Annotated in this window: 19 protein-coding genes; all 19 read right to left on the bottom strand. The window is 66.5% G+C overall.

The window, feature by feature from the left end; all coding sequences use genetic code 11:
* Nucleotides 1-32: 32 nt before the first annotated feature.
* Nucleotides 33-842, bottom strand: a complete 810-nt coding sequence (locus tag U8326_RS01935) for a pyrroline-5-carboxylate reductase (protein WP_324742012.1) — start codon at nucleotides 840-842, stop codon at nucleotides 33-35.
* Nucleotides 843-938: 96 nt separating this feature from the next.
* Entirely contained in the window at nucleotides 939-1,445 is a 507-nt protein-coding gene (locus tag U8326_RS01930) for a YbjN domain-containing protein (RefSeq protein WP_416385539.1), read from the bottom strand.
* A 156-nt stretch (nucleotides 1,446-1,601) separates the two neighbouring features.
* Nucleotides 1,602-3,668: a tetratricopeptide repeat protein gene (locus tag U8326_RS01925; protein ID WP_324742008.1), complete on the bottom strand. Its 2,067-nt coding sequence runs from the start codon at nucleotides 3,666-3,668 to the stop codon at nucleotides 1,602-1,604.
* A gap of 144 nt (nucleotides 3,669-3,812) precedes the next feature.
* Nucleotides 3,813-5,456 (bottom strand): cell division protein FtsZ, encoded by a 1,644-nt coding sequence (gene ftsZ / locus U8326_RS01920; RefSeq protein ID WP_324742007.1) that lies wholly within the window; start codon nucleotides 5,454-5,456, stop codon nucleotides 3,813-3,815.
* A gap of 172 nt (nucleotides 5,457-5,628) precedes the next feature.
* A complete protein-coding gene (gene ftsA / locus U8326_RS01915; protein WP_324743667.1) occupies nucleotides 5,629-6,912 on the bottom strand; it encodes a cell division protein FtsA in 1,284 nt (427 codons plus the stop codon).
* Nucleotides 6,912-7,832, bottom strand: coding sequence for a cell division protein FtsQ/DivIB (locus U8326_RS01910; RefSeq protein WP_324742006.1), 921 nt, complete (start codon nucleotides 7,830-7,832; stop codon nucleotides 6,912-6,914). The genes ftsA and U8326_RS01910 overlap by 1 nt, the downstream gene beginning before the upstream one ends.
* Nucleotides 7,829-8,815 carry a D-alanine--D-alanine ligase gene (locus U8326_RS01905; protein ID WP_324742005.1) on the bottom strand — a complete coding sequence of 329 codons (987 nt, stop codon included), beginning with the start codon at nucleotides 8,813-8,815 and terminating at the stop codon, nucleotides 7,829-7,831. Before U8326_RS01905 ends, U8326_RS01910 begins: the two co-directional genes overlap by 4 nt.
* Nucleotides 8,812-9,726: a UDP-N-acetylmuramate dehydrogenase gene (murB, locus tag U8326_RS01900; protein ID WP_324743666.1), complete on the bottom strand. Its 915-nt coding sequence runs from the start codon at nucleotides 9,724-9,726 to the stop codon at nucleotides 8,812-8,814. The genes U8326_RS01905 and murB overlap by 4 nt, the downstream gene beginning before the upstream one ends.
* 26 nt (nucleotides 9,727-9,752) lie before the next feature.
* Nucleotides 9,753-11,168 carry a UDP-N-acetylmuramate--L-alanine ligase gene (gene murC, locus U8326_RS01895; protein WP_324742004.1) on the bottom strand — a complete coding sequence of 472 codons (1,416 nt, stop codon included), beginning with the start codon at nucleotides 11,166-11,168 and terminating at the stop codon, nucleotides 9,753-9,755.
* A 106-nt stretch (nucleotides 11,169-11,274) separates the two neighbouring features.
* Nucleotides 11,275-12,453 carry an undecaprenyldiphospho-muramoylpentapeptide beta-N-acetylglucosaminyltransferase gene (gene murG / locus U8326_RS01890; protein ID WP_324742002.1) on the bottom strand — a complete coding sequence of 393 codons (1,179 nt, stop codon included), beginning with the start codon at nucleotides 12,451-12,453 and terminating at the stop codon, nucleotides 11,275-11,277.
* On the bottom strand, nucleotides 12,450-13,673 hold the full coding sequence (locus U8326_RS01885) for a putative peptidoglycan glycosyltransferase FtsW (protein ID WP_324743665.1): 1,224 nt from the start codon (nucleotides 13,671-13,673) through the stop codon (nucleotides 12,450-12,452). Before U8326_RS01885 ends, murG begins: the two co-directional genes overlap by 4 nt.
* On the bottom strand, nucleotides 13,673-15,028 hold the full coding sequence (gene murD, locus U8326_RS01880) for a UDP-N-acetylmuramoyl-L-alanine--D-glutamate ligase (protein ID WP_324742001.1): 1,356 nt from the start codon (nucleotides 15,026-15,028) through the stop codon (nucleotides 13,673-13,675). Before murD ends, U8326_RS01885 begins: the two co-directional genes overlap by 1 nt.
* Nucleotides 15,025-16,095 (bottom strand): phospho-N-acetylmuramoyl-pentapeptide-transferase, encoded by a 1,071-nt coding sequence (mraY, locus tag U8326_RS01875; RefSeq protein WP_324741999.1) that lies wholly within the window; start codon nucleotides 16,093-16,095, stop codon nucleotides 15,025-15,027. The genes murD and mraY overlap by 4 nt, the downstream gene beginning before the upstream one ends.
* Nucleotides 16,095-17,555 carry a UDP-N-acetylmuramoyl-tripeptide--D-alanyl-D-alanine ligase gene (locus U8326_RS01870; RefSeq protein ID WP_324741997.1) on the bottom strand — a complete coding sequence of 487 codons (1,461 nt, stop codon included), beginning with the start codon at nucleotides 17,553-17,555 and terminating at the stop codon, nucleotides 16,095-16,097. The genes mraY and U8326_RS01870 overlap by 1 nt, the downstream gene beginning before the upstream one ends.
* Nucleotides 17,552-19,045, bottom strand: coding sequence for a UDP-N-acetylmuramoyl-L-alanyl-D-glutamate--2,6-diaminopimelate ligase (locus tag U8326_RS01865; protein WP_324741995.1), 1,494 nt, complete (start codon nucleotides 19,043-19,045; stop codon nucleotides 17,552-17,554). The genes U8326_RS01870 and U8326_RS01865 overlap by 4 nt, the downstream gene beginning before the upstream one ends.
* Complete coding sequence (locus U8326_RS01860; RefSeq protein ID WP_324741993.1) at nucleotides 19,042-20,769, bottom strand: penicillin-binding protein 2; 1,728 nt, start codon at nucleotides 20,767-20,769, stop codon at nucleotides 19,042-19,044. Before U8326_RS01860 ends, U8326_RS01865 begins: the two co-directional genes overlap by 4 nt.
* Entirely contained in the window at nucleotides 20,766-21,299 is a 534-nt protein-coding gene (locus U8326_RS01855) for a hypothetical protein (protein WP_324741992.1), read from the bottom strand. Before U8326_RS01855 ends, U8326_RS01860 begins: the two co-directional genes overlap by 4 nt.
* Nucleotides 21,299-22,261 carry a 16S rRNA (cytosine(1402)-N(4))-methyltransferase RsmH gene (rsmH, locus tag U8326_RS01850; RefSeq protein WP_324741991.1) on the bottom strand — a complete coding sequence of 321 codons (963 nt, stop codon included), beginning with the start codon at nucleotides 22,259-22,261 and terminating at the stop codon, nucleotides 21,299-21,301. The genes U8326_RS01855 and rsmH overlap by 1 nt, the downstream gene beginning before the upstream one ends.
* Nucleotides 22,258-22,755 (bottom strand): division/cell wall cluster transcriptional repressor MraZ, encoded by a 498-nt coding sequence (locus U8326_RS01845; RefSeq protein ID WP_324741990.1) that lies wholly within the window; start codon nucleotides 22,753-22,755, stop codon nucleotides 22,258-22,260. The genes rsmH and U8326_RS01845 overlap by 4 nt, the downstream gene beginning before the upstream one ends.
* Between the last annotated feature and the right edge of the window lie 31 nt (nucleotides 22,756-22,786).

The raw sequence follows: 22,786 nt of genomic DNA, 5'->3' as shown, positions 1-22,786 counted from the left end.
GCCCAGATTGGCGGCGAAATCTTCCGGAATTATTACCGTTTACCGCCATCCCGGCTTTGCACGCCCATTTCGGCCCCCCGGTCGCGCGCGGCGCGCAGTGTGCTTTCGATCAGCCGCAGGAGCGCGCCGTCCTGGTCCAGCACCCGCAGCCCCGCCTCGGTGGTTCCCCCCGGACTGGCGACCTTGCGGGCCAGCTCGCCCGGCGAAACGCCCGCCCCAGCGGCCAGCGCGACCGCACCTTCCGCCGTGGCAAGGGCCAGTCGTTCCGCCTGCCCGCGCGGCATTCCCAGAGATTCGGCGCCAGTCGCCAGCGCATCGATGAAGCGATAGACGAAGGCCGGGCCTGAGCCTGCCAGCGCCGTCACCAGATCGAACTGCGCCTCATCGAGCCATTCGGTGCTGCCGAGCGGAGCAAGCGCATCCTCCAGTGCCGCCCTGCCAGCAGCGTCGATCCGCGTCGCGGCGAGCGCAAGCGGCGATTTGCCCAGCGCGGCGGACAGGTTGGGCATAAGCCGCACGATCGCGCCCGCATCCGGAAAATGCCGGGCGAGGCTGTCCAGTTCGACCCCCGCGAGAATCGAAAGCAGCGTGGTTCCCGGCCCGGCCAGCGAGTTGAGCGACGGCGCCACGGCATCCAGCATCTGCGGCTTGATGCCCAGCACCAGCAGGTCGAACGATCCGGCCGGAGGGTCGCGCAGCAGGGTCACGCCCGCAGGCACGGATTCCAGCACGGGATCGACCACCGTGAAGCTCTGCGGCGGCAGGCCGCCAGCCAGCCAGCCGGCGAGCAACGCCCCGCCCATGTTGCCACAGCCCACAATCAGGATTTTACGATCGTCCATCAGCCCTGCCCGCCCGATATATGCATGTCGTTGAACATGCATGGTTCGCTAAGGCGAGCGGCCGGAATGTCCAGCCGATAAAACGAGCCGGGCGGGTCAGGCCTCGCCCGCGGCGTCCACCAGCGCGCTGTCCAGGGCATCGGCCGGGGTCTTGTCGCCCCACAGCACGAACTGAAACGCGGGATAAAAACGATCGCATTCCTCAACCGCCGTTTCGACCACGGCCTGCGCCTGGCTCAGGCTGAGCAGGCCATCGTCCCCCAACATCACGCCATGGCGATACAGCAGCACCCCGCCATTCGACCAGATATCGAAATGGCCCAGCCAGAGCTGTTCGTTCACCATCGCCAGCAATTCGAACATTGCAGCGCGCTTCCCGCTGGGCACCCGCACATCGGGCAGGCACAACAATTGCAGAACGCGATCTTCCTCGCGCCAGATGCCGCGCAGCTGATAATTGGCCCAGCTTCCCTGGATTTCCCCGGAAATCTCGTCCTCGCTCACGAATTCGCAGGGCCAGCCCCGGGCTTCGAACAGTGAGGCGAGCATGTCCACGGGCGCAGCATCGTCATCGCGCCCGATATCCTCACCTCTGGTGCCCATCATGTGCAATCCATTCCTTCCGAACCGGATGCTGCATGCGACGAGCGCAGCCGTGGCCGCAATGCAAGGTAAACGCAGCATTGGGCAAAACTCGATAAGCCTGTTCAAAAGCTGTGCAAAAGCGCTGGAAAGAGGCCGGGGCCAGATTGCCCGCTTTCAGTTGCCCAGCGGTTCCACCGCTTCGCCTTCGTCGCTGGTGAATGGGAAGGAATCGATCCCGGCGGCCTTGAGTTTGGTGACGAAATCCTGCGCGGCCTTCGCGGAATCGAACGGCCCGGTGACCATTCGCTTGGTCTGCCCCCATTTGGCGACATAGGCCTTGCGCCCCTTGAACAGCTCCGGGTTGGCGCGGTTCAGCCGCCGCCAATCGAACCCGAGCGCATTCTCGTCCCTGCCCGTAGCGACCTGCACCCACGACCTGCTGGGATGGACAGGCTTGGGCGGCGGAGCGGGCTTGGGTGCCGGGGTGGCCTCCGCCTTGGGCTTGGGCGGCTCTTCCCGCCTCGGCTTGATCTTGGTGATGTCCACCGCGCCCGCCGCGACCGTCACCTGGCTATTCGCAACCGCCAGATCGGCAAAGGCATCGGCAACGCGCACGGGCACCTGCGCCGGAACGGCCTGCGCGGAGGCGCTGGCGGGGATAGAGGCCGGGGCGGGCGCGGCAACCGCCAACCCGGTGCTCGGCGCGAAGCCCGCTGGTGGGACGGCGAATGAAGCCGGCGGCTGGCTGGCCGCGACCGGCGGCAATTCTTCCGAGCCGGCCGGCGCGGAAGCCGCCGCAGGCGTATCGAAGCTCGCGATCTGGGCAGCGCCCGTCCGATCCGGGGAAGCCTGCGGCGGGAGGGACCATGACGCAGGCGGCGAAGATCCGCTCGCGGATGCAGCGGGGGCCGTCGATGACGCGGGTTCAGCAAGCAAGATCGACGGGCGCGGGGCTTCCGCGCCGGTCGATGCGCTTGCCAGCATGGCCCCGCCCTGAGTGCCCGGCAGGGGCGGAGGCAAAGCGGAAGCGGAAGCGCTTGCAGGCGCGGCTGCGGATGAGGCGGGAATCGCGGCGGCCGATGCAGCCGGAACCGGCGCGGGCGGCATTGCCGCGGCCCTGGCCCGCGCCGCGGCCTGGGCTTGGGCGGCGGCGACTTCCCGCGCCTTGGCTTCGCTCGCCGCGCGGGCTTGCGCCTCGGCCGCCGCCTTGCGCTCCGCTTCGGCCCGCGCAAGCTCGGCCTGCTTCTTGGCGGCCAGTTCTTCCGCCTTCTTCCGCTCGCTCGCTTCAATCGCCTGGCGGCGTTCCAGCTCGCGCTGTTCGCGCCGCGAGAGCTGCTTGGCCCCGCCCAATGGCTCGCCCTTCGGCACCAGCGCGGAATCCGCGCCCTGCGCGGCCCGCCTGTTGCGGTTGTCCTTGTTGTATTTCGCCACCCGCGGATCATCCTTGCCGATATCGGCGGTATTCGGGAAATGCCCGAAATTGGCGGCCGCCGCCTGCTGGGCCGGAGTCAGCCGTGGCATATAGCGTAGATAGGGGGAAATGCGCTCCGCCAGAGCGCGCGGCATGGATTGCTGGGCAATATCGGTTGCCGCCTTCGCATCCCCCGAAATGGCAAGGATAAAGGCCCTGGTTCTGAAGGCCGCGGAATCGTTCCGGTCAAGCAAGGGCTGCAGGACCTTTTCCGCCTCGCGGCGATCGCCGGAAATGGCGAGGCTCAGGGCAAGCCTGCGCGTGACCTCGTCATTCCGCCCGCTTGCGAGCGCCTGCCTGTAAAAAGTCTGCGCCTGCCCGTTGTCGCCGACCAGATCCCAGGCGAGGCCACGGTCGCCCGACAGGAGCGTGGAGGAAGCGCCATAACGCTCCGCCTCCTCGAACATCATCAGGGCATCATATGGATTTTCGCTGCGGACCAAGGCAGCACCCATGCCGACCTTGGGCCGTGGATCGCTGGGGGAAAGATCGGCCGCCCGGCTGAAGAAGCCGATTGCCGCATCCGTATCCCCCAGCTCGATGGAAGCGGAACCCGCATCGACCAGCGCGGTGACATCGCGGGGATTTCCGGCGAGGCGCTGGAGCGCGGATTCGAGATTGCCGACGGCGGGCGACGGAAGCGCCTGGACGACCGGGCGAGACACGGACCCCGCATCGCCCGCGCCCTGCGCAAGAGCGGGCGCGCCTGGCAGGACGAGCGCAATCGCCAGGGCGATGCCCGAAACCGGGGCCACACCCCTGCCAGCCATGCGTCTATCCGTCACAAGATCCGTGCCTGATCGCCATACCCATTGCGCCGTGCCGCAGCGAGCCCAGCAGGGATGGCCCTTGCATGGGCCATATGAACCTCGCGCGAACAACCCGGCGGGCAAACCCGCCCGGCCGGTCAGCTGCTACTGATTGTTCTGCCGGCCCAGAAAACGCGGAATATTGAGGGCGGAACCACCGCCATCCTCATCGCCGTCATCCTCGTCGCGTTCATCGCGCGTGCCGCGCGACAGATTGGCCATCCGCTCGAACAAGGTGGTGCCGGCGCTTGCCCCGCCGCCCGCATTGGGCTGGGCAGGGGCGGGCGGAGCATCCGCAGGCTCGCCGCCAGAGATCAGGCCGCGGCGGCGGCCCAGCAGGCCACCGGAAACCGGGGCATCCTCCGCAACGAGGCGATCCGCATCGCGCAACAGCCCGTCATCTTCCGGCGCAAGCGAAGCATAGCCGGCAGAGCCGCTGTCATCCTCGGCTTCGCCGTCCTCTTCCGCGGCCGGCGTATCGTTCAGCTCGAAAGTCAGCTCGAACGGCTCATCGCCCTGCGCGGCCCCCGGCGTCCCGGCCTCGATGCCGCCGAACCCGCCGTTGCCGGAAGCCTCTGCCGCGACAGGCGCCTCATAGGGTTTCTCGAAGGCGCGCGGTTCCGCCTGGGGAACGGCTTCCGCAAGCCCGGCATTATCCGCCGGTGCCGCGCCATACGACAGTTCCGCTTCGGTCGGCAGCGGCAGAACCGGCCGCTTCGGAGCGCGGCCCGCCCCGAGATTGAGCGGACGGGCATCGGATTCCACGGCGCCCACGCCGCTGGAATCCTGATCGATGCCGGTGGCCACCACCGACACCCGGATCTTGCCCTGCAAATCCGGGTTGAAAGCCGAACCCCAGATGATGTTGGCGTCCTGATCCACCAGTTCGCGGATATGATTGGCCGCTTCGTCCACTTCGAGCAGCTTCATGTCGTCGCCGCCGATGATGGAGATGATGACACCCTTGGCGCCCTGCATGGAAACGCCGTCGAGCAGCGGGTTGGCGATCGCGCGTTCGGCCGCTTCCAGCGCGCGGTTCTCGCCCTCGCCTTCGCCGGTGCCCATCATCGCCTTGCCCATCTCGCCCATGACGGAACGGACGTCGGCGAAATCCAGGTTGATAAGGCCCGGCATGACCATCAGGTCGGTGATCGAACGCACGCCCTGCTGCAGCACCTCATCCGCAAGCTGGAAGGCTTCCTTGAAGGTCGTCTCGGCCTTGGCCACCAGAAACAGGTTCTGGTTGGGGATCACGATCAGCGTATCGACATGCTTCTGCAGTTCCTGGATGCCCGCGTCCGCCGCGCGCATCCGCCGCGTGCCCTCGAACAGGAACGGCTTGGTCACCACGCCCACCGTCAGGACGCCCTTGCGCCGCGCCGCTTCTGCGATCACCGGGGCAGCGCCGGTGCCGGTGCCGCCGCCCATGCCGGCCGCGATGAAGCACATGTTCACGCCGTCCAGCGCGCGCTCAAGCTCTTCCACCGTTTCCTCGGCGGCGGCGCGCCCCACTTCCGGCCGCGAACCCGCGCCAAGGCCCTGCGTGATGTCGGGGCCGAGCTGGATGCGATGCTCCACGATAGAATTGTTGAGCGCCTGCGCGTCGGTATTGGCGACGATGAAATCGACCCCTTCGATCTCCGCCGCAATCATATTGGCGATAGCGTTTCCGCCAGCGCCGCCTACACCGATCACAGTGATCCGGGGGCGGAGTTCCTCGACAGACGGTGGGCCGATATTGATGCTCATTATGCTCCCTCCAGGAGGCGTCATGCGTGACGGTGCGTTTGACTCCGCTTCTGCCACAAAGCGAATCGCCCGTGCAAAGCGTAAATAACCTTATCCACAGCGAGCCTGCGCCACAGGCCGGGCAGAACGGTGCCCAGACGAGGCAGAGCGGGGACCGATGCGGCGATCGCCATCAGAAATATTCCCGCATGGCGCGGAAGACCCGCTGAATCAGCGCCCCTCCGCTGTAGCGCATGGCCGGCTGATAGCTGAGGCCGATGCTCCGGATGTCCACGGGATCGGCGGACGCATACAGCACGAGGCCGGCCAGAGTCGAGAAGCCCGGCACCGCATGCGCTTCCGGCAAGCCCCTGAGCGCAGGCGGGCGCCCGATCCGCACCGGGCGGCCCAGCGCGGCCTGCGCATAATCGGCAAGACCCGCCAGTTCGGAGCCGCCGCCCGTCAGCACCACCTGCTGCCCGCGCTGCCCGGAAAAGCCCATCCCCTTCAGCGCCGCGCCGATATCCGCGGTCAGCCGGTCGAGTTCGCGCGTAATCACCGAGATCAGCTCGGCGCGCGGAATGCGGTTCTTGTCGTCGGCATGGCGCGCAACGGGGCCACCCCCTTCATCGCCCGGCCCCAGCACGGGGACCATCTCGCGATGGTCGGCCGGGCTGGCGATGGCCGAGCCGGCCACGCATTTGAGCCGTTCGGCCTGGAACCGGCGAATCCCGAAATGGGAAGCCACCGCGTCCGTGATGTCGGCGGAGCCGTAGGGCAGCGCGGCCAGGCCCAGCAGCATCCCGCCCGCGTGAACCGACACATTGGTCATCTCGCCGCCGATCTCGATCAGCGCCACACCGAGTTCGCGCTCTTCCGGCGAAAGGCAGGCATAGCCGGCGGCGACCGGCGCGGCCACCACCGCCTCCACATCGACATGCGCGTTCTGGACCGCTTCCGTGATGTTGCGGATCGGCGCGCCATCGGCCAGCATCACATGGATGTCCACGCCAAGCCGCTCCGCATGAAGGCCGCGCGGATTGGGCACGCCATGGGCGCCATCCAGCGTATAATGCGCGGGCTGGGCATGCAGCACCATCCGCCCGTCCGGCTGGATCGTATCCCGCGCCGCGACCAGCAGATGCTCGACATCGCCATCCTCGATCCGGCGGCCGCCGATATCTATCTCGACCTCGGCGACGCGGCTGGTCAGGCCTGCGCCGGAGCAGCCGATCCATACGCTGGAAATGCTCGTCCCGGCCAGCTTCTCCGCCCGTTCGATGGCATCACGCACGGCATAGGTGGCCGCCGCCATGTCCGTGACATATCCGCGCTTGATGCCCTGCGAGGCGCGATGGCCCGACCCCAGCACCACCATCTCTCCAGTCTCGGACAGGCCCGCCACCATCGCGGAGATGCGGAAGGAGCCGATGTTGACCGCGCCGAAGACGCGCGCAATGCGCGGCGTGGAGGCCATCATCGCTTCTCTTTCGGGTTTTTCGCATCCAGCATGGCCTGCTCCGACCGCCCCGGTATGCGCATGTATATCCGTTCCGGCGCCCGCATGTCGAAGGCCGCGACCTTTCCGCCCAGCAAGCGATTCACGCCATCCAGCCGGGCGAAGGAAACAAGGGCCGTGGTCGCGGGATCGTCGCCCTGCGGCAAGGCCAGCACCTGCCCGGTCTTGAAGGTGAGATTCCACCGGCGATTGCCAACCCATTCCGCTTCGCGCACCTGCGGGCGCAGCGCGGGCGCGCTTTCCAGCAGCCGCGTGAGGGCAGACACCTGCATAGCCGAACCGGGGCCGGAAATGATCAGCTTGCCCTTGGCATTGGCCGCGGAGATCGGCTCCAGCTCGTGCCCTTCATCGTCGATCAGCATCAAGCGGCCGGGCTTGCGCAGCACCGCGTGGGGCACACGCTCCACGACGTCGATCACCAGCGTATCGGGCAACTGCCGGGAAACCCGCGCATCCTTCACCCAGGAAAGATCGAGCAGTTCCTGGCGCAAGGCGGCAATGTCGACCATCGGCATCGCCCGGTCGCGCTCGCCCAGCGCCCGCTCATAGACCTTGAGTTCGTTCATGCGCTCGACGCCGCGCACTTCCACGCGGCGCACTTCAAAGCCCGCATCTGCGGCCAGCACGGCCAGCTGCGCCCCCGCCAGGGCGGGCAGGCCCGCAAGGCTCGCAACGAACCATGCCAGGGCGGCGCAGCTGCCCAGGATCACGGCCATCAAACCGCGATGGACCTGTTCCTCGGTAAACGGCAGCCACCGCAATGCCGCGTCGAACGCGGAGCCGGTCGTGGCCCGCGCCCTGTCCACCTTGCGCGCGGCGCCCCGCGCTGCCGCCGCGCGGCGCACCCCTTTGCCGCCGCGCTTTATCTTCTGGCTCATGGCGCCCCCTTCACCATTCCCCTTTCTTCCAGCCGGCCCCGCAGGGCATCGGCAAGGATCGCTTCGACAAGATCGGCATAATCCATGCCGCAGGCCCTGGCCTGTTCCGGCACAAGGCTGAGCGGAGTCATCCCGGGCTGGGTATTGACTTCCAGCAGGAACAGGCCTTCCTCGCCGCGCTCGTCATCCCAGCGGAAATCCGATCGGCTGGTGCCCTTGCAGCCCAGCAGGCGATGCGCCCGCAAGGCGATGTCCTTGCACAATGCGGCGATATGATCGGGAATCTCGGCCGGGCAGACATGCTCGGTCATCCCGTCGGTATATTTGGAATCATAATCGTAGAAGCCGGACTTGGGGACCAGCTCGGTCACGGTCAGCGCCCGTTCGCCAATCACGGCCACGGTCAGTTCGCGGCCCCGGATATAAGGCTCCGCCAGCAGGCGGTCGAATTCGCGCCATGGCCCTTCCACGTCGCTGCGGATCGGGCTTCCGTAATTGCAATTCTCGGTCACGATGGCGACGCCGACCGACGACCCTTCGTTGACCGGCTTCAGCACATAGGGCCGCACCAGCGGATCGCCCTGGAAAAGCGCGGCGCTTTCCACGATCCGCCCGCCGGGCATGGGGATGCCGTGCGGAACCAGCGTCTGCTTGGTCAATTCCTTGTCGATGGCGATGACGGAGGTCGCAAGGCCGGAATGAGTATAGGGGATGCCCATCAGATCGAGCATTCCCTGCACGGTGCCGTCCTCGCCCGGCACGCCATGCAGCGCGTTGAACACCACATCGGGCGCGGCTTCCGCGATGCGCGCGGCCACCTGCCGGTCCATGTCGATGCGCGTCACAACATGGCCCCGGCTTTCGAGCGCCTTCGCCACGCCTTCCCCGCTCATCAGCGAGACGGGGCGTTCGCTGGACCAGCCGCCCATCAGCACGGCCACATGCAGTCTGGGCAAGCCGCCCATGCCAGAAAACTCCTTCATGGGCGCCCTACCCGCTGGATTTCCCATTCGAGATCGACGCCTTCGCTCTTGCGGACGCGGCCGCGCACTTCTTCGCCCAATCCTTCGATATCGGCGCTGGTGGCATTGCCGGTATTGATGAGGAAATTGGTATGCTTCTCGCTCACCTGCGCCCCGCCCAGCCTCAGCCCCCGGCAGCCTGCGGCATCGACCAGCCGCCAGGCCTTGTCCCCCGGCGGGTTCTTGAAGGTCGATCCGCCGGTCTTGCTGCGCAGCGGCTGGCTTTCCTCGCGCGTCGCGGCAATCCGGTCCATCTCGGCGCCGATCGCGGCCTTGTCGCCGGGCTGGCCGCGAAACCGGGCGGACAGGACGATGGCGCCATCCGGCAACACGGAATGGCGATAAGTATAGCGCAGGTCGGCCACCGGCAGGATGACGGATTCCCCATCGGGCAACACCACATCGCAATCGACCAGAATATCCGCCACCTCGCGGCCGTAGGCGCCGCCGTTCATCTTGACGAAGCCGCCCACGGTGCCCGGAATGCCCCGCAGGAATTCCAGCCCCGCGATGCCCGCGTCGCGCGCGTTCGACGCAACCAGTATGCCGCTGGCTCCGCCGCCGCAGCGCAGCGTGACCTCATCCTCCACTTCGACCCGCGTGAATGGCTTGCCGAGCCGAACCACGACCCCGGGCACCCCGCCATCGCGCACGATCAGGTTGGAGCCTAGCCCCAGCGCCATCACCGGCACGCTGCCGCCCAGCCGGCCCAGGAAATTCCGCAGATCCTCGATGTCCGCGGGCTCGAACAGCCAATCGGCGCAACCGCCGGACTTGAACCAGACGAGCGGCGCCAGCGGGGCATCCTTGGTCAGCTTGCCGCGCACCATATCGGGCGAAATATCCACGACGGGCAATTCGCCCGTATCCATCACGTAATCGCCGGGCTGGATCGCCATCATGCGGCCAATCCCTGCCTTGAACGGATCGCATCGGCCAGCCCGGCGGCCCATTTGGTGATGTCGCCGGCGCCCAGGCACACGATCATGTCGCCCGGCGCGATGATCTCCGCCAAAGTGTCGGCCAATTCCTGCGGCCCGGAAATCTCCAGCGCGGAACGATGGCCCCGCGCCTTCAACCCTTCCACCAGGACGCCGGAATCGACCCCTTCGATCGGCTGCTCGCCAGCCGGATAGACCGGCGCGGCGAACACCATGTCCGCGTCGTTGAAGGCGCCCTGAAATTCGTCCATCAGATCGCCAAGCCGCGTGTAGCGATGCGGCTGCACCACCGCGATCACCCGGTTCCCGGTCGCTTCGCGCGCGGCGGCCAGCACGGCGCGGATTTCCACGGGATGATGCGCATAATCGTCGATCACCGTGGCGCCTGCGACTTGGCCGACCCGGGTGAACCGCCGCCTGACGCCGCCGAACTTGGAAAAGCCGGTGCGGATCACATCATCGCCGCAACCCATCTCGACCGCCACGGCGACCGCCGCCAGCGCATTCTGGACATTGTGCCGCCCCGGCATGGGCAAGCGGATATCCTCGATCCGGCGCTGGCTGCCATCACGCTGGCGGATCACCGCGTCGAAGCGATTGCCGCCCTCAATGGTTTCGATCCGGTCGCCGCGAATATCCGCCTGCGCGGAAAAGCCGTAAGTCACCACGCGCCGGTCCCGCACCCGGCTGATAACGCCCTGAACTTCGGGATGGTCGATGCACAGCACGGCAGCGCCATAGAACGGCACATTCTCGATGAATTCGCGGAACGCTTCCTTCACCGCCTCGAAATCGCCGTAATGGTCGAGATGTTCGGGATCAATATTGGTGACCACGGCAATCGTGCCGTCCAGCCGCAGGAAGCTGCCGTCGCTTTCGTCCGCTTCGACCACCATCCAGTCGCTGTCGCCCAGCCGGGCGTTGGAACCGTAGCTTTCGATGATCCCGCCGTTGATGACGGTGGGGTCGATCCCGCCCGCATCCAGCAGCGTCGCGATCATCGACGTGGTCGTCGTCTTGCCATGCGTGCCGGCCACGGCCACCGTGTTCTTGAGCCGCATCAGCTCCGCCAGCATTTCCGCGCGGCGCACCACGGGAATGCGGGATTCAAGCGCGGCGGCGACTTCCGGGTTGTCGCGCTTGACCGCCGTGGAAGTCACCACCACCGCCGCATCGCTGACATTCTCGCGCGCATGGCCGATATAGATGCGGATGCCGCGCGCGCGCAGCCGTTCCACCGAAGCGCTTTCGGCAATGTCCGAGCCCTGCACGCTGTAGCCGAGATTATGCATCACCTCGGCAATGCCCGACATGCCGATGCCGCCGATGCCGACGAAATGGATAGTCCCGATATCGGTGCCGACGCCCTTCATCGCCGTGCTTTCGCGTTGCGCGCGGGCTTCGGCAAGCGCAGGCCGGGCAGGATGGGATGGAAAGGCGTGGACAACCGCCCACCCTGGGCCTGTCGAGGCAGCCCGATCATGCCGCGTTGTCCCGCGCCAGCGCTTCCCGCTGCTCGGGCCGCGCTTCCCCGCCCATGCGGATCACATCCATCAGCGGCGCACCGCCGAAACTCTCGATCAGGTCGGCCAGATCCTTCGCCGCATTGGGCCGCCCGCAGTTCCACGCGGCATGAGCCGCATTGCCGAGCGAGCCGGGCGCCTGCGCCATCGCCTGAATCTGCTTGGCCAGTTCCTTGGCGGTGAAGCGATCCTGCCGGATCGCCCGCGCCCCGCCGGACTTCGTCATCTCGCGGGCATTGGCGGCCTGATGATTGTCCGTAGCAATGGGCAGCGGAATCAGGATCGCGGGGCGGCCGACCGCCGTCAGTTCCGCGATGGTGGAAGCCCCGGCCCGGCCGATGAAGAGATGGGCGTCAGCCAGCCGCGCCGCCATATCCTCGAAATAGGTGCCGAGTTCGGCCGGAATGTCATGGCCGGCATAGCGCGCGCGAACCCCGCTCAAGTCTTCCGGGCGGCATTGCTGGATCACTTGCAGCCGCGCCCGCAAGGCGGGTTGCAGCATGGCGAGGCCATCGGGCACCACTTCGGAAAGCACGCGCGCGCCCTGGCTGCCGCCGGTCACCAGAACGCGCAGCAGCCCATCCTCGGTAAAGGGGGGGTAAGGCTGATCGCGCAAGGCAAGCACCTCGGCCCGCACCGGATTGCCGACCAGATAGGTCTTGCCCGCGAACTTCTCGTTCAGCCGGTCCACTTCCGGATAAGCGGTGGCGATCGCGTCGACCCGCCCGGCAAGCAGGCGGTTGACCCGGCCCAGCACGGCATTCTGCTCGTGAATGACCGTAGGGATCTTCTCCGAAATGGCGGCCAGCAGCGTAGGCAGGGCCGGATAGCCGCCGAAGCCGATCACCGCGCTTGGCTCGAAACTTTCGAACAGGCGGAGCGCCATCCGGCGGCCCTCGACGATCGCCCGCGCGCCCTTGATCCAGCCCAGCGGATTCTTGCCGAGCCGCCCGGCCGGCAGCACATGCGCGGGCAGCGTATCGGGCTTGCCGGGAATCGCCGCGCCCCGTTCATCCGTCACCAGGGCGACGTGGTGCCCGCGCGCCTCCAGTTCCTGCGCAAGGGCGAAAGCCGGGATAAGGTGGCCACCGGTGCCGCCCGCAGCCAGGACATAATGGCGGCTTACCGCATTCATCGAACATCTCCTGTGCCGGCCAGCGCTTCGCGCCAGTCGAATTTCTCCCGGCTGAGATACGGGTTGCGGCGCGTCATCGCCAGCAGGAAACCGACCGTGAGACACATCGCCACGGTGGACGATCCGCCATAGCTGATCAGCGGCAGCGTCATGCCCTTGGACGGGAAAAGCTGCAGGTTCACCAAAATGTTGATGAAGGCCTGACCGCCGATCTGCGCCGTGAGGCCCGCGGCCGCAAGCACCGTGAAAAGATTGTCCTCCCCCACCAGGCGGATGAACACCCGCGCGACGATGGCGAGATAGATCAGGATGACGAGCATGCAGACCAACAGCCCGAACTCCTCGCCGATCACCGAGAAGATGTAGTCCGTATGCGCTTCCGGCAGGGAAAGCTTGCGCAAGCCGAGCCAAAGGCCGCTGCCGGTCCACCCGCCCGCCACCAGCGTCCGGCTGGCCAGATCGACCTGATCGTAGGCCGTGCCGCCGCCAAGGAAGGCGTCGATACGGTGCCGCGCGTTGTCGTAAAGGAAATAGGTGGCGGTCAGCAATGCGACGCCCGCCCCGCCCATGGCGGCGATCCGCTGCACCGGCAGGCCGGACAGCAGCACCATGAGGAACCAGACCCCGGCAAACAGGATGGTGTCGCCAAAGTTGGGCTGGGCCATCAACAGGGCGGCGACCAGCCCCATGATAACGCCCGTGATGGGAATGACAGGCAGGTTGGGGTCGCGCGCGCGCCAAGAAAGAATCCAGGCGAGCACGATGGCGAAAGCCGGCTTGAGGAACTCCGAAGGCTGGAAAATGATGCCGAGCCGCAGCCAGCGCCGCGCCCCGTTCACCTCCTGGCCGATGAAGGGAACCAGAAGCAGGGCCGCGATCATCGCCGCACCCATGAGAATGGCGAAGCGCCGCGCCCGCTCCTGCGGCAGCAGCGAAGCCCCGATCAGGGCCACCAGCCCCAGCGCCTGCCAGCGCAGATGCAGCCAGTAGAAATAAAGGTCGGGCAATTGCGTGGCGGAACTGGAAAGCCGCCGGGCGCTGGCCGGCGAGGCAGCAGCGACCGCCGCGCTGCCCAGCGCCATCAGCAGGATGACGAGAAACAGCAGGGTGCGATCAATCTCGCGCCACCAGATCCGCAGCTCGGTGCGGAGGCTGCGCCGAGGCGGCACCAGCGAGGGGAGATTCTGCGCCGACCCGGGAATATATGGCCTGCTGGACATCATGCCGCCGAGCGCCCCTCTTCCTCCTGACAGGCAGTATCCAGCCCGGTGAGCGCGGCTACGAGCTGGCGGAACGTATCCCCACGGATCTCGTAATTGCGGAACTGGTCGAAACTCGCGCAGGCAGGGGAGAACAGCACCACATCGCCGGGCCGAGCCGCATCGATTGCCTGCCGCAACGCCTCCACCAGCAATTCGCAACGGCGGACAGGCAGGACCGGCTCCAGCAATTCCGCGAAGCGCGGGCCTGCTTCGCCGATCGTATAGGCGGCGGCGATGTTCCCCAGGAATTCCTCGCACTCGCCCAGGCCGTCGCCCTTAGGAAGCCCCCCCAGTATCCAATGGATGCGCTTGCCGGGATTGGGCGGATAGGCGGCGAGCGCGGGCGCGGCGGAGGCGGGATTGGTCGCCTTGCTGTCATTGATGAAGAGGACGCCGTTCGCTTCTCCCAGCCGCTCCATGCGGTGGGCAAGGCCGCGAAAGCTGGCAAGCGCGGGGCGCCACTGGGCAGGAGTAACGCCCATTTCCTCGACCAGCGCGACCGCCATGGCTGCGTTCTGCAGATTGTGCGGGCCTTGCAGCGAAGGCCACTCCTGCTGAAACGGAGCCAGCCCTTCCAGATCGATGCAGATCGCACGCCCATCCGGCCGGCGCGCGCGTTCCCGGTCCGCTATGGCACAGGTCGGCCCATCCGCGCAGCCGAAGGCGGCCAATTGGCTGGGGTCCTGCATTGCGAACAGCCGTGCCTTCGAAGCGGCATAGGCTTCGAATCCGTCATAACGGTCCAGATGGTCGGGCGTGATATTGGTAAGGCCCGCCGCCTCGCAGGCAAGGCTCCGGGTCAGGTCGATCTGGTAGCTGGAAAGCTCCAGGACATAAACGCCGCCCGTCGCGAGCGGGGCCTGCGCAAAAATCGGCAGCCCGATATTCCCGCCCATGCGCGCCGGGATGCCGGCGCTGCGCAGAATATGGTGGACCAGGGCAGTCGTGGTCGATTTGCCATTGGTGCCGGTGATGCCGATGACCCGATTGTTCGGCAGCGTGTCCCGCGCCTGGGCGAACAGTTCCATGTCACCGACGATCGGCACTTCGGCATTGCCCGCCACTTCCACGATCGGATGGGTGTTCAGCGGAACGCCGGGAGAAACCACCACCGCGTCGTAGCCGGAGAGATCTATGACCAGCGGATCGGCGATCTCCGCCCGGCCTTCGAGGACCACGCGCGGCTCTTCCTGCCTGTCCCACGCAGTGACATGCGCACCGCTCGCCAGCAGGCTTTCGGCAACCGCCATTCCGGACCTCGCGAGGCCAAGCACCGCATAGCGCTTCCCGGAAAAGGCGGATGAAATGATCACCTGAGCTTCAGCGTTGCAAGGCCAGCAAGGGCGAGCACGATCGAGACGATCCAGAAGCGGATCACCACGGTCGATTCCGCCCAGCCAAGCTGCTCGAAATGATGATGGATCGGCGCCATGCGGAACACCCGCTTGCCGGTTCGCTTGAAGAAGAATACCTGAATGATCACCGATACCGCTTCGAGCACAAACAGGCCGCCAACGATTCCGAGCACGATCTCGTGATGCGATGCGACCGCGATGGCCCCGAGCGCACCGCCAAGCGCCAGGCTGCCTGTATCGCCCATGAACACTGCCGCCGGAGGGGCATTGAACCACAGGAAGGCAAGCCCCGCGCCCATGATCGCCGCGCAGAAAATCGCCAGTTCGCCCGCGCCAGGCACGTGCGGAATGCCCAGATAGCTCGAATAGTCGGTCCGTCCGACAAGATAGCAGATCAGCGCGAAGGTGCCCGCCGCGATGATCACCGGCATGGTCGCCAGCCCGTCAAGCCCGTCGGTCAGGTTGACCGCATTGCCCGCGCCGACGATCACGAAGGCCGCGAAGACATAGTAGAACGGCCCGAGCGGAATGACCCAAGCCGAGAAGAACGGCACATAGAGATCGGTATTGATCTGGCTGACGATGATCCAGGCCGCGATCCCGGCAACCACGAATTCGCCCAGCAGGCGCACTTTGCCGGGCACGCCGCGATGGCTCGATTTGCGGACCTTGTCGTAATCGTCGAGAAAGCCGATCACGCCGAAACCGGCGGTGACGGCCATGCAGGCCCAGACGAAGGGGCTCTTCAAGTCCATCCACAGCAACATGGCCAGGAGCAGGGAAGTCAGGATCATCAGCCCGCCCATGGTGGGGGTTCCGCGCTTCGCAAGATGGGTCTTCGGCCCATCTTCCCGGATCGGCTGGCCCTTCCCCTGGCGGACACGCAGCATGTTGATGAAACGCGGGCCGATCAGCAGGCCGATGAACAACGCAGTAATCAGCGTCGCGCCGGCCCGGAAGGTCTGGTAGCGCACGAGATTTGCGAGGCCTTCAAACTCCACCCATTGCGCAATAAGATAGAGCATCAACTCTCCTCGGCGGAAAGACGGGCGACCAGCCTGGCCAACCCGACAGAATTGGATCCTTTTACGAGAACCGCGTCGCCATCCTTCAGGCCGTAGGCCGAAAGCGCGGCAATCGCTTCATCGCAATTGCCGCAATGGGCAAAGGTGAGGCCATTGCCAAGCGTTCCGCCTTCGGCTTTCCCCAGTTCACCGGCAAGCGCCTCCATCTCGTCACCGACCAGAATCATATGATCGAGTTCGGCTGCGGCAATCGGCTCGGCCAGAGCCGCGTGAAAGGCAGGCGAAAAGTCGCCCAGTTCCTTCATCGCGCCCAATACCGCAATCCGCCTCTTCGCCGGCGTCTGGCCAAGTTGCGCCAGCGTCGCCCGCATGGAGGCAGGGTTCGCATTGTAGCTTTCATCGATCAGAAGCGCGTGGCCACCGTCCGGGGTCGGAATGTCCAGCCGCTCCCCCCGTCCGGCCAGCCCGCCCATTTCCGCAAGCGCGAGGCCCGCCGCGCCGAGATCGCCGCCGGCTGCCCGAACCGCCGCCATGACCGCCAGAGAGTTCAGGACCCAGTGATCGCCCGCCGCCGAAACGGTGTAGCACACCCTGCGGTCACCGAGATCGGCCGTGACCAGCGAGCCGCCCGAACTGGCCACCACCATGTCCAGCAACCGGACATCGGCGTTCGCGGCCCGCCCAAACGAGATCACCTTGGCCCCGGACTTCAGCGCGGCGTCGCGCAGGCGCCCAAAATGCGGGCTGTCCGCCGGGATGATGGCCGTGCCGCCAGCTTCCAGCCCCTCGAAAATCTCCGCCTTCGCGTCGGCGATCGCTTCCTCGCTGCCCAGCATCTCGATATGGGCCGGAGCAATGGTGGTGATAACGGCCACATTCGGCCGCACCTGCCGGGTGAGGGCCGCGATTTCCCCGGCATGGTTCATGCCCATTTCGAAGATGCCGTAGATGGTCCGCGCCGGCATCCGCGCGAGGCTGAGCGGAACCCCGACGTGATTGTTGTAGCTCTTGACCGAGCGATGGGCATATCCCCGGCTGGACCGGTCCAGCGCGGCGAACAGAGCCTCCTTGACCCCGGTCTTGCCGACCGACCCGGTCACGCCGATCACCACCGCGTCCGCGCGATTCCGCGCCGCCGCGCCCAACGCCTCGAGCGCCTGCATCGTATCCTCGACCAGCACATGCGGGCGGTCGATCGGACGGTCCACCACCGCCGCCACCGCGCCATTGGCAAAGGCCGCATCGAGGAAGCGGTGGCCGTCGGTGCTTTCCCCTTTCAAGGCGAAGAACAGATCGCCTTCCCTGACATCGCGGGAATCTATCTCGACCCCGGAACATTCGAAATCGCAGCTCGCCACGCCGCCGGTGGCGGCGGCGACGCCTGCCGCATCCCACAGGGCAAGGGGCAGCAGATCGCGGGCATCGGCAGGCCACTCAAACATAGCCGGATGGGCATTCATCCAATTTCTCCTGCGGAAATGCCGGCGCATTCCCTCGCAACATTCACATCGTTGAAGGGCACGACCTTCGTATCGGGTCCACGGCCGAAGACCTGGCCTTCCTCGTGCCCCTTGCCTGCTATCAGCACGATGTCGCCCGCCCTCGCGGCATCGATCGCGGCGGCAATCGCCTCTCGCCGATCGGCAAGCTCGAGGGCTTCGCCGCCCGCACGCGCCACGCCTTGCATGACCATGGCGCGAATGCCGGCCGGATCTTCCCCGCGCGGATTGTCATCCGTGACGATCACGAGGCCCGACCCCGCGGCGGCCGCCTCGCCCATCGGAGCCCGTTTTCCCTGGTCACGGTCACCGCCTGCTCCCACCACGGTGATCAGGCGGCCGTTCACATGCGGCGAAAGCGCCGCAATGGCCGCTTCCAGCGCATCGGGCGTATGGGCGTAATCCACATAGATCGGGGCGCCGCTGCGCGCAATCGCCGCCCGCTCCAGCCGGCCCCGCACCGGCTGCAGCCGCGCCAGCGCGTCGAAGGTCGCGGCAGGCTCTCCGCCGGTCGCGAGAACCAGACCGGCCGCCACCAGGGCATTGGCCGCCTGATAGGCGCCGATCAGAGGCAGCGTGACATGATAATGCCGGCCATTATGCGCGATCTCTATTTTCTGCCCGAGCTGCGTGGGGATGCGGGCGAGCAGGCGGACCCCGTCCGGGCCGTCCGACGCCTGCTCGCCCACAGTGAGCACGCGCAGCCCCCCGCCGCGCGCCCGCTCACAAACCGTTGCCGCCAAGGGATCGTCCATCCACACGACCGCCGTCCCACCCCTGGCCACCACCTCGTCGAACAGCCGCATCTTGGCGGTGAAATAGGCCTCCATCGTTCCATGATAATCGAGATGGTCCCGGCTCAGATTGGTGAAGGCGGCGGCGGACACTTCGGGCCCCTCGCTGCGGAACTGGGCGAGGCCATGGCTCGACGCCTCGAAAGCGACATGGCTCACGCCTTCGCGCGCAAGGCCACTCATGTTCGAAAGGAAGGTCACGATATCCGGGGTGGTCAGCCCGGTCGAAACCGAACCATCGGGCGTGGTCACGCCGAGAGTGCCGATCGAAGCCGCGCTGTTGCCCGCCATCCACCAAAGCTGGCGGGTCATCTCCACGGTGGAGGTCTTGCCGTTGGTGCCGGTCACCGCGATCACCGTTTTGGGAAATGGAGCGAAGAACCGGGCGGCGATCCGCGCAAAAGCGCGGCGCGGCTCGGCATCGGCAATATGCGCGGCGCCTTCGACATGCGCCTCGGGCCTTGCCACGACACAGATCGCGCCAGCCGCGACGGCAGCCGGGATGAAATCCTCGCCATTGACATTGGCGCCACGGAACGCGCCGAACACCGTGCCCGGCGCGACCTTGCGATGATCGATCGCAAAGCCGGTCACCCTATCCTCGCGATGGGACCCGACGGCCAGCCCAGCCTTTTCGGCGAGTGCCCCCAGCATCATTCGCCGCCGCCCTTGCCGACCAGCGGCTTGAGGTCGGTGAGATCGATGTCGCGGTTGTCGTCCGGCATGACGCCCAGCAGCGGGCCGATCCGGGGCACGACCGCACCGACGATCGGCGCCGCGTTCCATGCGGCCGTGCGCTGGAATGAGCTGGCTGCCGTTCCTTTCGGTTCATCCAGCATGGCGATGACGACATAGCGCGGGCGGTCCATCGGGAAAGCCGCGGCGAAGGTGGAAATCAGGCTGCTGCGGCGGTATCCGCCCGCCCCCGGCTTTTCGGCGCTGCCCGTCTTGCCGCCGATGCGAAAGCCGGGCGCATCCGCCTTGCGGCCCGTGCCATAGGCCACGATCATGCGCAGGAGCTGGTTCATGCGCGCGCTGGTCGACGCCTTGAACACCCGCCGCCCCTTGGGCACTTCACCCGGAGCCAGTTTGTGCAAGGTCGCCGGGCGCCAGATCCCGCCGTTGACCATGGCCGCATAGGCCGAGGCGAGATGAAGTGGAGTGACCGCGATGCCGTGGCCGTAGCTGACGGTCATGGTGCGCAGGCGCGGCCAGTCGCCCTTCGGCCAGATCGGGAAGCCCCGTGCCGGAAGCTCGATATAGGGCCGTTCGTTCATGCCCAGATCCGCCATGGTGCGCTTGAGCGCCTTGCCCCCCAGGGCGTCGGCGATCTGCGCGGTGACGACGTTGGAAGAATGGATCAGCGTCTCCGGCACGTTGATCGACGCGCCAATGGGGTGGCTGTCGCGGATCTTGAATCCGCCGATCTCCAGCGGACGGTTGGCCGGGTAGCGCTTGGCGAGATCGGTGACCACGCCCGCGTCGATCGCGGCCGCCACCGTCAGCGGCTTGAAGGTGGAACCGAGTTCGTAGACCTGGTTGGTGACACGGTTGAACATCAGCTTTTCGCCGCGCGCGTCGATCTTGTTCGGATCGAACTCGGGCAGCGAGGCGAGCGCCATCACTTCACCCGTATCGACATCCAGCACGATGCCGGCCGCGCCGACCGCATTGGTGGCCAGCATGCCCCGGCGCAATTCGTCCTCCAGCGCGCCCTGCACTCTCAGATCGATGGAAAGCTGCGCCGGTTTGCCGCGCTGGGCAGGATCGAGCAGTTGCTTGTCCAGCACCTGCTCCATTCCCACCCGCCCATGGCCATCGGCGCCGACATAGCCGAGAATATGAGCCGCCATCGAACCTTGCGGATAAAAGCGATCGCCTTCCCGCGGGATTTCGAGCGCCAGCTCGCCGATCCGCTGCACCCGGTTCGCATCGTCCGGCAGGATACGCCGGCGCAGATATCCGGGCTTCCCGCTGGCCAGCCGGACCGCGGTTTGCGCTTCATCCATGTCGGGAAAGATCGCGGCCAGTTCCCGCGCCACCTGGCGCGGAGGCTTGATCAAGGGCGATCCGCCATCGTCGAAGGCCTGCGGATTATACCATAGCGCATAGGCGGGAAAGGCACGGGCCAGCGGCACTCCATTGCGATCGGCGATTTCGCCGCGTGGCGGAAGCAGCGTTTCGCGCAGGGAATGATATTGCAGCGCGTTCTCGAACAGGCCAAGCTGGACCACGCGAGCGAGCGCCGCGATCGTCACCAGCGTGAACAGGCCCAATATCCACAGGATGCGCAAATGGGCCGTCAGCAGCAGGCGCTGACGGATGTCGACCAGCTGGACACGGCCGGAATTGATCGCCGTGCTCACGCTGATCGCTGTCATTCGGCGCCCTCCTGCACCGACGGCAGGACGATCCGCGTCGCCTTGAGATTCAGGCGGCTCGAAAGATTCTCTATGGTTGCGGCGCTTCCCTCAGGCTCCTTGGGAAGTTCCGCCGCAAAGGCCCTGCCCGTGATCGGGGAGACCATCGCGACGATCCCGTCGGATGACGCACCGAGCACATCGTCATCCGATGGAGCGGACGCGACGCGGATCGGCTCCGGCGCTCCCGGCGCGCGCGGAGTGCCGAACATCGCAAGCTGCCGTTCGCCTTCCAGGAACTGACCGGCCACCGGGGCCTTGTAACCGAAATCGACCTCGTTCCAGTTGGCCAGCTGCTGCTGGCTGGCGCGCGCCTGAAATTCGGTTTCGAGCATGGATTTTTCCTGCTCGAGCGCCACGATCTTGCGCTCCGCCAACCGCACCTTGCTTTTCACGGCATTCACCTGGAAGGTCAGCGCCGCGAACAGGATCAGGCTGACCGCCAGAACCACAGCCCATCCAATGGAGCGCAACCGGCTGCCGGGCACCATCACGCCGCCTCCTTCCGGGCCGGAGAGGCGGTTCGGACCGCGCTGCGGAGCGTTGCGGAGCGGGCGCGCGGATTGCGCTGGATCTCCGCCTCCGACGGACGCAGCGGCTTGCCCACCCGGGCAAAGACGGCCCCCGCGGCGCTTTCCGCCTGGCCGGCCGGCAAATGACGGGATACCCCCGCGGAAGCGCCGGAGGCATCGCGCAGGAAACGCTTGACGATGCGATCCTCGAGGCTGTGGAATGTAACCACCGCCAGCCTGCCACCCTCGCGCAGCAGACGTTCGGCGGCGCTCAGCCCGGCCAGCAACTCATCAAGCTCGGCATTCACATGGATGCGGATGGCCTGAAAGCTGCGCGTGGCGGGGTCCTTGGGCGCGCCGGGCCGATAGCCCAGCGCCTTGCGCACCACCTGAGCCAGTTGGCCAGTGGTCGACAGCGGCCGCGCGGCGACAATGGAGCGAGCGACACGGCGCGACTGCCGCTCTTCCCCATATTGGAACAGAATGTCGGCAATCGCGCTCTCATCCGCCGTATTGACGAAATCGGCGGCGCTTTCGCCATCCTGGCTCATCCGCATGTCCAGCGGGCCGTCCGTGGAGAAGGCGAAGCCTCGCCCCGGCTGGTCAAGCTGCATCGAGGAAACGCCGATATCCATGACCACTCCGTCGACACTGGCGATTCCCTCTTCCGCCAGCGCCGCGACCATTTCGGAGAAGCGCCGGGGATGGAGAATGAGCCGGGGCGGGTTTTCCACGGTTTCCGGCCATGTTCCGGCCACGGCGATGGCATCCGGATCGCGATCGAAGGCATGCACCACAGCACCGGCATCGAGCAGGCGGCGGGTGTATCCGCCGGCACCGAAAGTAGCGTCGACGATGACATCGCCGGGGCGCGGATCGAGCGCGGCCACCACCTCGTCCAGCAAGACTGGGATATGCGCCCTGGCGCCGGGGCCGGTCATGACCTGCGCCCTTTCGTGCCAGCATCGCCTTCCAGCATGCGACAGGCGGCTTGCGCGCCTTCCCAGCCCGCGCCCATCAGATAGAGTTCGGCCGGATTCCAGAGAGTGAAGAAGCTCCCGGCCCCCTGAAAATACACGCCGCCGTCCAACCGGCCCAATTCGGCGAGATGATCGGGCATCACGAAACGGCCGCTGTCATCGAAAGGCACTTCGACAAATCCGAAGAGCTGCATTGCGCGCAGGTCGCGATCGAAATCCTGCCCACGACGGATCGCCTGCTCCTCTTCCCGATCGATCTGCGCTTCCAGTTCCTCCCGGCGGGAAAGGCCGAAGCCGGTAAGGCAATTCCAGCGCTCATGCTTGGCGAGGCAGAGAATGCGGGATTCGCTGGATTCCCTGACAGCCTTGCGGAATGCGGGAGGCAGCACGAAGCGGCTCTTCTCGCCACGTTGCGAGAAGCCCTGGCCGCTGTAGCTGAATGACCGCGCCGACACCTAGAAAGCCCCCCGCCTGGACCAATCCGAG

The organism is Tsuneonella sp. CC-YZS046 (assembly GCF_035581365.1).
GTDB lineage: Bacteria > Pseudomonadota > Alphaproteobacteria > Sphingomonadales > Sphingomonadaceae > JAWKXU01.
Note: the sequence above shows the minus strand (reverse complement) of the source record. Positions and strands in the feature narration are given on the sequence as shown.

Excerpts from the sequence above, each read along its gene's own strand:
- ftsA (WP_324743667.1), bottom strand. The coding sequence starts at position 6,912 with ATGGCCTCCACGCCGCGCATTGCGCGCGTCTTCGGCGCGGTCAACATC.
- rsmH (WP_324741991.1), bottom strand. The coding sequence starts at position 22,261 with ATGACCGGCCCCGGCGCCAGGGCGCATATCCCAGTCTTGCTGGACGAG.
- U8326_RS01855 (WP_324741992.1), bottom strand. The coding sequence starts at position 21,299 with ATGGTGCCCGGCAGCCGGTTGCGCTCCATTGGATGGGCTGTGGTTCTG.
- U8326_RS01910 (WP_324742006.1), bottom strand. The coding sequence starts at position 7,832 with ATGAGCCAGAAGATAAAGCGCGGCGGCAAAGGGGTGCGCCGCGCGGCG.
- U8326_RS01925 (WP_324742008.1), bottom strand. The coding sequence starts at position 3,668 with ATGGCTGGCAGGGGTGTGGCCCCGGTTTCGGGCATCGCCCTGGCGATT.
- U8326_RS01865 (WP_324741995.1), bottom strand. The coding sequence starts at position 19,045 with ATGATGCTGGGGGCACTCGCCGAAAAGGCTGGGCTGGCCGTCGGGTCC.
- U8326_RS01885 (WP_324743665.1), bottom strand. The coding sequence starts at position 13,673 with ATGTCCAGCAGGCCATATATTCCCGGGTCGGCGCAGAATCTCCCCTCG.
- murC (WP_324742004.1), bottom strand. The coding sequence starts at position 11,168 with ATGAAGGGCGTCGGCACCGATATCGGGACTATCCATTTCGTCGGCATC.
- U8326_RS01860 (WP_324741993.1), bottom strand. The coding sequence starts at position 20,769 with ATGACAGCGATCAGCGTGAGCACGGCGATCAATTCCGGCCGTGTCCAG.
- mraY (WP_324741999.1), bottom strand. The coding sequence starts at position 16,095 with ATGCTCTATCTTATTGCGCAATGGGTGGAGTTTGAAGGCCTCGCAAAT.
- U8326_RS01905 (WP_324742005.1), bottom strand. The coding sequence starts at position 8,815 with ATGAAGGAGTTTTCTGGCATGGGCGGCTTGCCCAGACTGCATGTGGCC.
- murG (WP_324742002.1), bottom strand. The coding sequence starts at position 12,453 with ATGAATGCGGTAAGCCGCCATTATGTCCTGGCTGCGGGCGGCACCGGT.
- U8326_RS01870 (WP_324741997.1), bottom strand. The coding sequence starts at position 17,555 with ATGAATGCCCATCCGGCTATGTTTGAGTGGCCTGCCGATGCCCGCGAT.
- U8326_RS01935 (WP_324742012.1), bottom strand. The coding sequence starts at position 842 with ATGGACGATCGTAAAATCCTGATTGTGGGCTGTGGCAACATGGGCGGG.
- ftsZ (WP_324742007.1), bottom strand. The coding sequence starts at position 5,456 with ATGAGCATCAATATCGGCCCACCGTCTGTCGAGGAACTCCGCCCCCGG.
- murB (WP_324743666.1), bottom strand. The coding sequence starts at position 9,726 with ATGGATACGGGCGAATTGCCCGTCGTGGATATTTCGCCCGATATGGTG.
- U8326_RS01930 (WP_416385539.1), bottom strand. The coding sequence starts at position 1,445 with ATGGGCACCAGAGGTGAGGATATCGGGCGCGATGACGATGCTGCGCCC.